Here is a 12,952-nt window from a genome sequence, read left to right on the forward strand (position 1 = left end):
TGAGCGAACGTTCGGATTCCCGCAGGGGGCATCGAATCAACGGAGGTTTGGCATGTCCGGCATATCGGGCGGATCGGTGAGCCGTAGACAGGTGGTCGGCACCATGGCCGTCTCCGCGACAGGGCTGGCGCTGCCCACCGTCCCCGGCCTCCCCACGCAGGAGGCCCACGCCGACGAGGACGGCGACAGACACGGGCCGAAGGTCACCGGTCTCGCCGTCGACGGCCGCGAGGACAACCCGCTCGGCGTCGACGACCCCGCCCCGCGACTGAGTTGGCGGGTGGTGGGCGCCGACGCGGCATGGGCTCAGGCCGCCTACCAGATCCGCGCGGCGCGCGCTGAGCAGGATCTCGACAGGGGCCGTCTGCTGTGGGACAGCGGCAAGGTCCGCTCCTCGGCCCAGACCGATGTCGCATGGCACGGTCCCGTACTGGCCTCGCGCGACCGGGTGGTCTGGCAGGTGCGGGCGTGGAGCACCGACGGCGACGCGACATCGTGGAGCCGCCCCGCCTCATGGGAGATGGGGCTCCTCAAGCGCTCCGACTGGGGCAAGGCCCGGTGGATCGAGTACCCGGGCCGCACCGTCGACCAGCCACTGCCCGTGTTCGCCCGCACCTTCCGGGTGAACGAGCGCCGGGGAAAGGTCGTCAGGGCGAGGCTGTACCTGTCCGGCACCGGACTGCACGTCGCCCGGCTCAACGACAAACCCGTCACCGACGAGGTGCTCGCGCCGGGCAACTCCAACTACCAGCTCTCCACCGAATACCGGGTCTACGACGTCACCCACCTCGTCCGCCTCGGCGACAACACCCTGGGCGTCGAACTGGGCCACGGCACGGCGTTGGTGACCCGGTCCGTCACGAATCCCGGGACCGGCCGCACCGCCCCCTACAGCTGGTGGCAGAGCCAGTTCAAGGGCAGCGGCAACCTCGTCGCGCCCGCAGCCCGGGACGCCACCACGATCAAGGTGAACAGTGTGGCCAACTACCACGTCGGCGGCACCGTCAACATCGACACCGGCGACGGCGGCGAGCGCCTGGAGTCACGCACCATCACCGCGATCGGCACCGCCGGCGCCGACGGCACCGGTATCACCTTCGAACCCGGCCTCACCTCCGGGCACGAGAGCGGTGCCGCCGTCACCGGCTCCGGCAACTCCCTCGCGAGCACCGACCCGAGCGCGGGCGCCGCCGTCCCCCCACGTCTGATCGCCCGCCTGGAACTCACGAAGGCCGACGGGACGGTCGAGACCGTCGTCAGCGACCGCTCGTGGAAGACGGCTCTCGGCCCGACCGTCACAGCCAACTGGTACTCCGGCTCCGACTACGACGCCCGGCGCGAGCAGCCCGCCTGGACCGCCCCTGGCGCGGACCTGGGTGAGTCGGCGAGGCGGCGCGACGGCACGGCCGTGGGCTGGATCGACGCCGCGATCGCCCCGCCGCCCAACCTGACCACCGAACTGGTCTGGCGGGTGGCCGAGCCGCTCAAGGTCGTCGACAAACTGCGTCCGGTCAGTGTCACCCAGCCTCAACCCGGCGTGTGGGTCTTCGACTTCGGGCAGAACTTCGCCGGCTGGCCGCTGCTCGAACTCGACGGCTCGCTCCCGTCCGGCACCACCGTCAAGCTGTACCCCGCCGAGTCGCTGAACGCCGACGGCACCGTCAACCAGGTGTCGATCATGGGTGGCGGCGCAGCGCGCGGCACCCACGTGTTCGCCGCCTACACGACGTACGGCGACAAGCGAGGCGAGCGGCGGCACCCGCAGTTCCACTACTTCGGCATGCAGTGGCTGCAGGTGACCGGCCTGCCCGAGGGCTACGTACCGACCCGGGACACGGTGACCGGCCTGCAGATCCACGCGGACGTGCCGGCCGCCGGCTCCGTGCGGACCTCCGACGACCGGATCAACCGCATTCACCGCATGGCCCGTTACTCGATCATGAGCAACACCATGTCCACCTTCACGGACTGTCCCGGCCGCGAAAAACTCGCCTACCCGGCCGACTACGCGCAGCCCTTCGGATCCCTCCACCGCACCTTCGGTTACGCGGCCTACCTGCGCACCATGCAGCGCCACCTGGCCGAGGGCCAGTCCAGGGCCGGCGACAACATCGGCAACGTGGCGCTCAAGGCCCCGGTCTACGACTGGGGCTACACCGGCCGGTTCGGCGACGAGATCAACTGGGGCAACGGCATCATCCTCGTGCCCTGGCTGGCGTACGAGACGTATGGCGACACCCGGACAATGAGCCGCTACTACGCGCAGATGCAGGCCTTCCTGCACTACATCAGGACCAAGAAGGCCGGCACAGGCGCGGACCTCCACATCGTGGACGCGGCCTTGGCCGACTGGATCGCCAGTGAGAACACCTCGGGCCGCATCACCGGAACCTGGGGCTACCACCAGATCGCCGACCGGATGGCCCGGATGGCAACGCTGATCGGGCGCGATGCCGACGCGGCCGAGTACCGCAGCCTCGCGGCCAATATCAAGGACGCGTTCAACGACGCCTTCTACAACGCGGCGCTCGGCCGGTACACCGCCGAGGGCGACCAGGGCGGTGCGGGGGCGACGCAGGCCGCGCAGGCGCTCGCCCTGGACGAAGGGCTCGTGCCGGAGGGGGAACGCGGGAAGGTCCTCGACGCGCTGGTGGAACTGGTCCATGCCCACCGGCCGTTCGGGGGCGGGCCGCATCTCAGCGGCGGCACCCTCGGTCTTGCCCCGATCGTCAGAGCCCTGCACGAAGGCGGCCGCGACGACGTCCTGTGGGACGTCCTCCGGGAGGACACCCGCCCGAGCTACGGCTACTTCATGGCACCCACCACCGCCAACCCCGGCGGCCTGACGACCGTTCCCGAAGAGTGGGGCATGGGCAACTCCAAGAACCACATGATCCTGTTGCAGATCGAGGAGTGGTTCCACAGCGGCCTGGTGGGCATCCGCCAGGCGCGCGGCAAGGCCGGCTACCGCGAGCTGGTGATCGACCCTCGCCCGGTCGGCGGACTCACCCACGCCGAGGGCAGCTACCGCACGCCGTACGGCGTGGTGTCCGCGCAGTGGATACGTGAGAACGGCAGGTTCCGGCTCGACGTGGAGCTCCCGCCGAACACCACGGCGGAGGTCCGGCTGCCCACGGACGACCGTGCCACCCACGTCGTCGGCTCGGGGAAGCACACGTTCGCCGGCCGCGACCCGCTGACCGGTTCCGGGAAAACCGAAAGGGACAAGGTGTGAGCCATGAAGGGCGCAGTGCAGACGATGCCGACCGCGATGTCGGCGAGGGAATTCCACCCCGCCGACACGGACCGGCATTACGTCGCCGAACCGTGCTCGCCGCGACGGCCGGCGCCGTGTCGGTAGGGGCCGGTGTCATCGTGCCGTGGACCGTGTGGCAGATGACCGGTGACGCGACCGTCGTCAGGGGCAACTGGCCCGCGATGACCCGCTACCTGGACTGGATCCGGCAGCAGACCGGCGACACCTACGCCGGACAGGGGCCCCTCACCGGCGACTGGCCGGCGCCGCCGACGCCGTCCGCGAGGGACGCACGCCCTTGGCGCGAGTGGAGGGGGCGCGCTTCCTCGGTCACGCGGACGGGGTGGCCTCGTACCGGATCCCGTCCGGCCGGTACCACCTGACCGCCCGGCTGCACTGAGCAGCACCCCGGTCTGCGGTACCAGCGCCGGTACCGCAGACCGGCCACTTCCCTGAGACCGCTTAGCCCTGGTGGAGCGGCGGGGGCGCGGTCGAGCCACGGACGACGAGTTCGACCGGTGGGTCGCTCGCCGGCGGCAGGTCGGTGTCCGGCTTCTCGATGGCGTGCACGAGCCGCCTGATTCCTTCCCGTGCCGCGGCGTCGAAGGGCTGACGCACGGTGGTCAGGGGAGGCGTGACGTAGGCGAAGACCGGAGTGCCGTCGAACCCGACCACACTGACGTCCTCCGGCACACGGCGCCCGGCTTCCCGCAGGGCGTGGATGAGGCCGATGGCCATCTCGTCACCCGCCGCGAACACGGCGGTCACGGAGGGGTCCGAGGCCAGCTCGCGGCCCGCCGCGTACCCGGAGGCGGGTGACCAGTCACCCTCGACGACAGGTGGTTCGGATGCGTCCCGTGCCGCCAGTGCGGCCCGCCATCCTTCCAGGCGGTCCTTGGAGGCATACCACCGCAGCGGTCCGGAGAGGTGATGGACGGTCACGTGTCCCAGGTCCAGCAGGTGTTCGGTGGCAACCCGCGCCAGCTGGTGGGCGGCCACGCCCACGGTCAGCGTGCGGGCGGCGTCGAAGGCCGGCGGTGCCCCCAGGAAGAGGACCGGTACGTCGGCGTGGACGGGGACTTCTCCTTCCACGACGGGCTCGGAGACGACGACTCCGTCCACGCCCTGCTCGATGAGTGACTCCACCGCGCCGGCGATCCCTTCCGGGTCGCCGTCCGGCGTGTTGACCACGCGCAGTGTGTACCCCGCGTCCCGCACGGCGTGCTCGATGCGCACAAGGAGCGAGGCGGTTCCGTATCCGGCCGTACCCAGAGCGACCACCCCGATGGAGCGGGTACGCCCGGAAGCCAGTGCACGGGCCGCGTGGTTCAGCCGGTAGCCCAGTTCGCCGGCGGCTGCGAGGACGCGTTGGCGGGCATCGTCGGAGACGTACGGCTCGTTGTTGAGGACCCGTGAAACCGTTTTGCGCGAGACTCCGGCCACACGGGCCACGTCCGCGCTGCGCGGCGCAGGCGAGTCCGAGGTGCGTCCCACCCCTGGTGCCATCACGTCTCCTCATAGCCGTATGCCTGCATCGAACGAGGTCAACTGCATGACCGCGCGGTCATGTCTACGCAGTTGCAGGGCACACGTCAAGAGAAGTCGCTGAACTTCTTCCTGCTCGTAATGGCGGTTCCGAGGGCGCCAGGGGTCGTCAGCAGCAACCCGCGGTATGCACACTCGCGGCTGCCGTCGTCGTCGACGCGGTGGTGGCCGCCTCCTGGTCCTGGGCGATACGGCCCCGCAGCATGTTCTCCATGACCTTCATGAAGCGCTGTGCCCCGGAGGCGCCGATGACGAAGGGGTTGTCGCGACCGTCGGGCGCGGCGCGCAGCTCTTCCATGCGCTCCAGGCCGTAGTCGGCGAATGCGTGGTTGCTCAGTTCGACGTCGACGCCGGCCCGCCGCATCCGGGAGGCGAAGGTGAGGATGGAGGAGAGGTAGGTCTCCTTGCTCGCGGTGGTTGTGGGCGGGTTGGTCCCTCCCCAGGTCATCGCGGTGTGCGTGCGGCCCTGCCACCGGGCCGGGAAGAACGGCGAGACGCTGCCGGGTGTGTGGCCCGGCGTGTGGTGGAGCGTGAGCGTGGTGTCTCCCAGGGTCAGCTTCTGGCCGTCGGCGATGTCCAGGTCACGGGTGGGTGCGTTGGCCGGGGCGGTGGAGGCGAGGAGGTCCCAGTCGGCCGGGGCCATCATGACGCGCGTGCCGTACGTGTCGGCCAGATACTGTGCGCCGCCGAAGTGGTCGCCGTGGGCGTGGGTGACCACGACGTACTTGATCGTCGACGGGTCCGCTCCCAGCTCGCGCAACCCCGGGACAAGGATCTGCTCGGCCTCGTCCGGATTGTTCAGGGCGTCGATGAGGATGATCCCGCGTGAGGTGAGGATCGCCGTGGCGGACACAAAACCGACGCTCACCACCCCGACGTTGTCGAAGATCCGCAGCGGTGTGGGAGCGGCGGGTCGCGGAGGGGTGTAGCCGGCGGTGAGCGCGTTGACGATGCTCTTGAAGACCGGGTTGTCACCGGCGAGTTCGGCAGCCCGGTCGAAGTAGTCCTGCGCGGTGTCGCCCGGGGCCGCCGGGGCCCCGTCGGCGCGGTCCGCGAGCAGCGCCGCCGCGCCGGCCGTGACCGCCGTGGCGGCGCCGAGCTGCCAGAAGCGGCGGCGAGTGAGTGCCGGGCGGGTTGCGTCGGTGTGCGGCTCGTTCATGGGGGGGTGGCTCCTTGATGTGAGGGGATGGGTGGGGACGGGGAGCGGCAGGCTTTGTGGGGGGGCTTCTTCGCCGGTCAGGGGTTACTCGAGGTGGTCAGTGCCGCCTGCTCGTCCTTCTCGTCGGCCCCTGCGTCGCCGAGCGGCACACCCAGGCGTTCCTTCAGGACGAAGGTGACGGCCAGTCCGACCGCCGTGACCCCCACGAGGTAGACGCCGACGGAGTACACGGTGCCGGTGCTCGACTGCAGGGCTTCGGCGATCATCGGGGCGAAGGCGCCGCCGAGGACGGCTCCGATGGCGTACGACAGTGCCGCACCGCTGTACCGGACGGCAGTGGGGTACAGCTCCGCGAACAGGGCGGCCTGTGGCCCGTAGGTGAGTCCGAGGCCGAAGCTGTAGAGGACGAGCGCCACGACGACGAGTCCGATGTTCGCCGTGTTGAGCAGTGCGAAGAACGGGAACATCCAGGCGAGTTGAATGAGGAAGCCGATCCGGTAGACGCGCAGGCGCCCGAACCGGTCGGACAACCGGCCGCCCACCATGGTGCTGACCAGCCAGCCCACCGCGGCGACCATCACGCCGATCAGGATCGTCGTCGGGTCCATGCCGAGATGGTTCACCGAATAGCTCTGGACGTAGCCGCCCGTGGTCATATAGCCGACGGCGTTGTTGGCGGCGAACAGCAGGGCACCGGCCACGACAAGCGGCCAGTGGTCCTTGAACAGCACGGCGAGCGGGGCGCGCGACCGGCTCCCGGACTCCTTCAACTCCCGGTATACGGGGCTCTCCTCCACCTTGCGCCGGATGACGAAACCGGCGGCGACGAGGACGACGCTCGCCAGGAACGGGATGCGCCAGCCCCAGGCGAGGAACTGGTCGTCCGTGGTGAGGGCGGTGACGGCGGCCAGGGCGCCGTTGGCCAGGAGCAGGCCCAGCGGGGCTCCGAGCTGGGGGTAGGCCCCGAACCTTCCGCGCTGCGCCGCGGGCGCGTGTTCCACGGAGATCAGCGCGGCGCCGCCCCACTCGCCGCCGGCGGACAGCCCCTGAAGGATCCGCAGGAGTACGAGGATGACCGGAGCGCTCGTACCGATGGAACTGGACGACGGCACGAGACCGATGAGGGTGGTCGCGACGCCCATGAGCAACAGGGTGGCAATCAGCATGGCGCGGCGGCCGATGCGGTCACCGAGGTGGCCGGCGAGTGCGGCTCCCACCGGCCGGAAGAAGAAGCTGATGCCGATGGTCGCGAAGGAGATGATCAGTGAGTTCTCGCCGAGCCCGTCGAAGAACAGGCTGTTGAAGACCAGTCCGGTGCACAGGGCGTAGATGAAGAAGTCGTACCACTCGATGGTGGTGCCCGCCATGGCGGCGAGCGCGACGGTGCGGTGCTGACTCTGGCTGCCGGATGTCTGAGCGGATGGGGACATGGGGAGTCCGATCGTCGTCGGGGCGTCGTTGGCCCGGGGAGGGGACGGGGGTGCGGACGTGTGGCGGTGTCAGACGGCGTAGTCGGGGGCGATGCGGTCGATCCTGCGGCGCAGCGCGTCGAACAAGGTCCTGCCCGCCTGGGTGCGGTCGCCCAACTGGAAGGACTCCTTGGTCGAGCGCACCGCAGCCTCCAGGGTCACCGGGGTCAGCGGCTGCCCCGACGACTGGGCGGCGAGCTGGATCTCGCAGGCCCGTTGCAGGGTCCAAAGGGAGGCGAACGCCGCGGGCAGGGTCGGCCCCAGCGCCAGCAGGCCGTGGTTGCGCAGGATCATCAGGTCGTGGTTACCGAGGTTGGCCACCAGGCGTGGTTTCTCCTCGGGGTCGACGGTGATGCCCTCGAAGTCGTGGTACGCGACCATGTCGTGCAGTTGGGCGGCGTAGAAGTTGTCCGGGTCCAGCCCGCCGCGCAGGCAGGCGACTCCGGTGCCGGCGGTGGTGTGGGTGTGCATGATGCAGTGCGCGTCGGGCCGGTTGGCGTGGATCACCGAATGAATCAGCAGCCCTGCTTCGTTGACCGGCCAGTCCGAGTCGGACAGGACGTTGCCGTCGAGATCGATCTTCACCAGGTTCGAGGCGGTCACCTCGTTGTACATCAGGCCGAACGGGTTGATCAGGAGATGCCCGTCCTCGCCGGGCACGCGCACGGTGATGTGGTTGAAGATCATCTCGACCCAGCCGAGGTGATCGAAGATCCGGTAGCACGCGGCCAGTTCGAGCCGCGCTCGCCACTCCGCATCGCTCATGCGCGCCGGTTTCGCCGTGCTCGTCGGGGTGTCCAGAACGGTCACTGCCGTGCTCCTTGGTCGCTCCATGGGCATCGCCGGTACGTACGTGGCGGCGCCCCTCGGTGTGCAGGAGCATGGGTGCCCGACTACTGGGGAGCCAATGTCGAGGTCGCCATCGAAAGCCGCCGTACAGTGTCCGATTCGACATAATGGCTGGGCAGTTGGCGGATGCGGGTGCCGTCGTGAGAGGAACGACACTCGTTACGTCATTCCGCCGTCGGCGGCTGTGACAGGCCCGCGAGGGCGGTCAGTTCCAGCGTCAGCAGAAGGCGCCGCGTCGGATCGGTGAGCGTCATGCCGAAGAGCTGCTCGGCCCGGCGCAGCCGTAGCCGTAGCGTGTTCTGGTGGATGTGCAACTCGCCGCTGGCGGCGGCGACATCGCCGAAGTGCCGCAGATACGTGAGGAGCGTGGCCGCGTAGTCGGTGGCGTGCTCGGCGTCGTGTGCCCGTAGGCGCTCCGCGATGCCGGTGCGCAGTTCGGGCTCGTCGCGTACGGCCCCGACGAGCCGCCGCAGCACCAGCTCCGGCCGCAGGTCCTCGGTACGGTACGCGCCCGGGTCCGCGCGCTGCTCCCCGAGATGATCGAGCGCGGCGTCGATGTCGCGGCGGTCGGAGAGGAGAGCGGGAAGCGTCCCGACGGTGGGGGAGTGGACCGCGGTGAACGACCTGTGCAGGCTGTGTCCGGCCCGGTCCAGGAGGTGGTCCAGCAGGACACTGGTGGACACGGAGCCGGAACCGGCGGCCGGCAGCAGCACGTAGACGCGGTTTCCGAGCAGGGCCGCCGCCGGTTCGTAACCGAGGGAGCGGCCGTCGAGGACAGCCAGGTCCAGCATCCGCATCGCAGCGGCGCGGTGCCGGGCCGCGAGGCCGGCCTCCGACGACTCCTCGCCGTTCGTCTCCCGTACGGTCTCGGCCAGCCCGACCAGTACGGCGGGAAGGCGGACGCCGCCGTGCGGGTCGCCCTGTTCCGGCTGCCCTTCCAGCGTGGAACGCAGGGCGCGGTCACGCCTCTCCTGCTCCGCGTCGACCTGGCGGCGCAGCGCCAGCATGTGCAGCGCTGCCACCCGGGCCGCCTCCTGCAGGGCCGGCCCGCAGTCGGTGACCGCGGTCTCGTCGGAGAACGCCACCCACAGGGAACCGAGCACGTCCTCGCCCGCCCTGATGACCACGGCCATGCGCGGCAGATCCCCGGGCCGGTGCCGGCGTACGACCGCGTCGCTCACCCACACCGCACGGTCCAGGTGATCGGCGAGCGCGTCCTCGGGCACCCGCCTGCCCAGGATCCCGCGTCGCCGGGTCTCGTCGATGGGCTGGTCGGACAGGTTCGAGTAGGCGACCACGACCTGCTGCGTATCCATGATCGCGACAGCCCCGCCGACGATTCCGGCGACCGCGTTGGCCAGGGAGAACAGATCGCCGCCCGTCGTCCCACCGCCGGATTCGGTACCCGCCGCGCGCGCGGCCAGGATGGTCGTGACCAGGCGCTGGACACGCGTCCACGGCACCTGCGGCTCGACGGCCAGGACGGGAACTCCCGCCTCGCGGACCTGCGCCACCACGTCCGGGAGTGCAGGAGCGGTGCACTTGACGGCGAGTGCGCAGGAGTTGTCCGCCGCCGTCCGAAGGGCCGCGGCCAGTGCCGTACGGTCCCCGATGTCCAGACCGACACCGAGCAGCAGATGTCCGGGTGCGGTGGTCCCGAGTGCCTCCGGGCAGTCCAGCAACTCGACGCCGATGACCGGCTGTTCGCCCGCACTGCCTGCGCCTGCATCGCCTTCGGACAGCACGCTGATGACGCCGCCCTGTAGGGCCTCGACGAGCTGATCGAGGCGTATCGCGGTCATGCCGACCCTCCTGTTCAGGCATCCAAGGGGTGTCGGAATCTACATCACTGAGCCTTCGTGAGTGTAGGTGCCGACATTGTTGCGGGCTGCGTCACGGCGCATGCTCGCTGCGAACGGCCGTCATCGGCCGATGGATCGACCCGCGAGCGCGCCCGAGGCCTCGGCGAGACGCCCGGCAGCTGAAGGAGCCCCGTTGCCACATCCCTTGGGGAACCCCCCATCGAAGATCATCGCTGTCCACCTCAACTTCCGCAGCCGGGCCAAGGAGCGCGGACGGACCCCCGCCCACCCCTCCTACTTCCTCAAGCCACCGTCGTCGCTGGCCGGCACCGAAGAAGCGATCATCCGGCCGCGCGGCTGCCAACTCATGGGTTTCGAGGGCGAGATCGCGCTCGTCATCGGCTCCCGCGCGCAGCGCGTGGCGCCGGAGGACGGTTGGTCGTACGTCCGCTGGGTGACGGCCGCCAATGACGCGGGCGTGTACGACCTGCGGTACGCCGACCGCGGTTCCAACCTCCGTTCCAAGGGCGCGGACGGGTTCACGCCGGTCGGCCCGCGGTTGCTGGACGCCCGCCAACTGGAGCCTGCCGGGCTGCGGTTGCGGACCTGGGTGAACGGCGAGCTGGTGCAGGACGACACGACCGACACCCTGCTGTTCCCGTTCGGGGAGTTGGTCGCGGATCTGTCCAGGCTGGTCACCCTGGAACCCGGCGACGTGATCCTCACCGGCACACCGGCCGGCGCCTCGGTGGCCGAGCCGGGGGACGTGGTCGAAGTCGAGGTCGGCGACGGCCGGTTGAGCACCGGAGTGCTGCGCAGCCCGATCGCCTCCGCCGACCACGACCTCGAACCGTGGGGCGCACAGCCCAAGGTGGACCGGGCCGAGGAGGAGTCGGCGTACGGATCCGCGTACGTACCCGGCCCGTTTCTCGACGAAAGCCTCGCCCGCGGCCTCCGCTCGGTGGCCGTGGCGACGATCAGCGCGCAGCTACGACGGCACGGTCTGCCGCACATGTCGGTCGACGGCGTACGACCCCTCAGCCCCGCGGCCACCATGGTGGGCGTCGCGCACACGCTGCGCTATCTGCCGCTGCGCGAGGACCTGTTCGAGCGGTACGGCACCGGCATGAACGCCCAGAAGCGGGCGATCGAGCAGCTGCGACCCGGCCATGTGCTGGTGATGGACGCCCGGCGGGACACCTCCGCCGGAACCCTGGGCGACATCCTCGCTCTGCGCGCGCAGCAGCGCGGTGCGGCCGGGGTTGTGACCGACGGAGGACTGCGGGACAGCGCGGCCGTCGCCGCACTGGGGCTGCCGGTGTTCCACGGCGGTGCGCACCCGTCGGTGCTCGGCCGCCGCCACGTCCCCTGGGACACCGGCGTGCCGGTCGCCTGCGGCGGGGCCCTGGTGCAGCCCGGCGATCTGATCGTGGGCGACGACGACGGTGTGGTCGTCGTACCCCCTGATCTCGCCGCGGAGTTGATCGTCGACTGCCGGGAGCAGGAGCGGCAGGAGCGGTTCATCACCGAGCAGGTGCGGGCCGGGGCGAGCGTCGACGGCCTGTATCCGCTGGGCCCGGCCTGGCGGGATGCGTACGAGACCTGGTGCAAGGGAGAGACACAGTGAAGTTCCGCAGCGACCCGTCCACGATCCGCGGCTCCATCGCCCCGGTCGTCACCCCCTTCACGGCCGAAGGAGCCGTCGACCACGACAGTCTGGCCGGGCTGATCCGCTTCCAGCTGGAGTCCGGTTCGCACGGCATCTCGCTGGGCGGTTCGACGGGGGAGCCGAGCGCGCAGAGTGCCGCCGAGCGGATCGCGGGGATGCGTACGGCGGTCGAGGAGATCGGCGACCGCGTCCCGTTCCTGCCCGGGACCGGCTCGGCAAAGCTCGACGAGACCCTCGAAATGACCGCAGCAGCACAGGAGTTGGGCGCCGACGCCGCGCTCGTCATCACGCCCTACTACGCGCGGCCCACGCAGGAGGCGCTGTATCAGTGGTACGCGACGGTGGCGAGGGAGTTCCCGGACCTGCCAATCGTCGCCTACAACGTGCCCTCGCGCACGGCGGTGGACATCGCACCGGAGACGGTGAAGCGGCTGTTCACCGACTTCGACAACTTCGTCGGGGTGAAGGAGACGACGAAGGACTTCGAGCACTTCTCCCGTGTACTGCACGCCTGCGGCCGCTCGCTGCTGGTGTGGTCGGGCATCGAGCTGCTGTGCCTGCCGCTGCTGGCGCTGGGCGGAGCCGGGTTCGTGAGCGCGGTCGCGAATCTCGCGCCCGGCGCGGTGGCTCGGATGTACGAGCTGTGGGAAGCGGGCGACTTCGACGGGGCCCGCGATCTGCACTACCGGCTGCACCCGCTGGTCGACCTGCTGTTCGTCGAGACCAACCCGGCCCCCGCCAAGTGGGTCCTCGCCCAGCAGGGGCGCCTCGCCTCCGCCCACGTCCGTCCGCCGCTGATCACCCCGACCGAGGCGGGCCTTTCCCGCATTCGGGGGCTGCTCGCCGAGGGCGGCGACCTCACCGCACCGATCGGAGCATGACCATGACGACGACCATCGAGAACCTGCCGACCGTCATTCGGCACTGGATCGGCGGAGAACCGGTCGACAGCACCGACGGGCGGACGTTCCCCGTGGCCGATCCGGTGTCCAACACGGCCTACGCCAGGGCTGCGGCAGGCGGTGCGGCCGACGTCGATCAGGCGGTTTCCGCCGCCAGGTCAGCGTTTCCCGAGTGGGCCGGGCTGTCCAACCGGGCGCGCGCGGGTGTCCTGTACCGGATCGCCGACGCCGTCGAGGCCCGTCATTACCGGCTCGCCGCCTTCGAGTCGTACGACTCCGGGCTGCCGATCACGCAGGCCCG

9 protein-coding genes and 1 pseudogene are annotated in these 12,952 nt (G+C 70.3%); 5 read left to right on the top strand and 5 right to left on the bottom strand.

The genetic code is table 11. The features are described from left to right. The first annotated feature begins 52 nt into the window (after positions 1-52). The gene (locus tag IEZ21_RS37815; protein ID WP_189326352.1) at positions 53-3,235 is read left to right on the top strand and encodes a family 78 glycoside hydrolase catalytic domain; all 3,183 of its coding nucleotides are present in this window, start codon (positions 53-55) and stop codon (positions 3,233-3,235) included. Positions 3,236-3,366: 131 nt separating this feature from the next. Then, positions 3,367-3,543: pseudogene (locus tag IEZ21_RS37820) on the top strand (alpha-L-rhamnosidase-related protein); the annotation flags it as partial. A 175-nt stretch (positions 3,544-3,718) separates the two neighbouring features. Here IEZ21_RS37820 and IEZ21_RS37825 read toward each other — a convergent pair. From IEZ21_RS37825 to IEZ21_RS37845, 5 genes are all read right to left on the bottom strand, one after another. Then, complete coding sequence (locus tag IEZ21_RS37825) at positions 3,719-4,762, bottom strand: LacI family DNA-binding transcriptional regulator (RefSeq protein ID WP_189326353.1); 1,044 nt, start codon at positions 4,760-4,762, stop codon at positions 3,719-3,721. A 148-nt stretch (positions 4,763-4,910) separates the two neighbouring features. After that, positions 4,911-5,960 carry an MBL fold metallo-hydrolase gene (locus tag IEZ21_RS37830; RefSeq protein ID WP_189326354.1) on the bottom strand — a complete coding sequence of 350 codons (1,050 nt, stop codon included), beginning with the start codon at positions 5,958-5,960 and terminating at the stop codon, positions 4,911-4,913. A 77-nt stretch (positions 5,961-6,037) separates the two neighbouring features. Further along, positions 6,038-7,390, bottom strand: coding sequence for an MFS transporter (locus IEZ21_RS37835; RefSeq protein ID WP_189326355.1), 1,353 nt, complete (start codon positions 7,388-7,390; stop codon positions 6,038-6,040). Positions 7,391-7,459: 69 nt separating this feature from the next. Further along, on the bottom strand, positions 7,460-8,239 hold the full coding sequence (locus IEZ21_RS37840) for a class II aldolase/adducin family protein (protein WP_213089406.1): 780 nt from the start codon (positions 8,237-8,239) through the stop codon (positions 7,460-7,462). 203 nt (positions 8,240-8,442) lie between these two features. Then, positions 8,443-10,080 (bottom strand): PucR family transcriptional regulator, encoded by a 1,638-nt coding sequence (locus tag IEZ21_RS37845; protein ID WP_189326357.1) that lies wholly within the window; start codon positions 10,078-10,080, stop codon positions 8,443-8,445. A gap of 193 nt (positions 10,081-10,273) precedes the next feature. Here IEZ21_RS37845 and IEZ21_RS37850 point away from each other — a divergent pair, with 193 nt between their 5' ends. From IEZ21_RS37850 to IEZ21_RS37860, 3 genes are all read left to right on the top strand, one after another. Further along, positions 10,274-11,707, top strand: a complete 1,434-nt coding sequence (locus IEZ21_RS37850) for a fumarylacetoacetate hydrolase family protein (RefSeq protein ID WP_213089407.1) — start codon at positions 10,274-10,276, stop codon at positions 11,705-11,707. Further along, positions 11,704-12,630, top strand: a complete 927-nt coding sequence (gene dapA / locus IEZ21_RS37855; RefSeq protein ID WP_189326359.1) for a 4-hydroxy-tetrahydrodipicolinate synthase — start codon at positions 11,704-11,706, stop codon at positions 12,628-12,630. The genes IEZ21_RS37850 and dapA overlap by 4 nt, the downstream gene beginning before the upstream one ends. Then, positions 12,627-12,952 (top strand): aldehyde dehydrogenase family protein (locus tag IEZ21_RS37860; protein WP_246568549.1); only part of this gene is annotated, 326 nt, incomplete at its 3' end. The genes dapA and IEZ21_RS37860, both read left to right, overlap by 4 nt.

The organism is Streptomyces flaveus (genome assembly GCF_014647675.1).
In the GTDB taxonomy this organism is placed as follows: domain Bacteria; phylum Actinomycetota; class Actinomycetes; order Streptomycetales; family Streptomycetaceae; genus Streptomyces; species Streptomyces flaveus.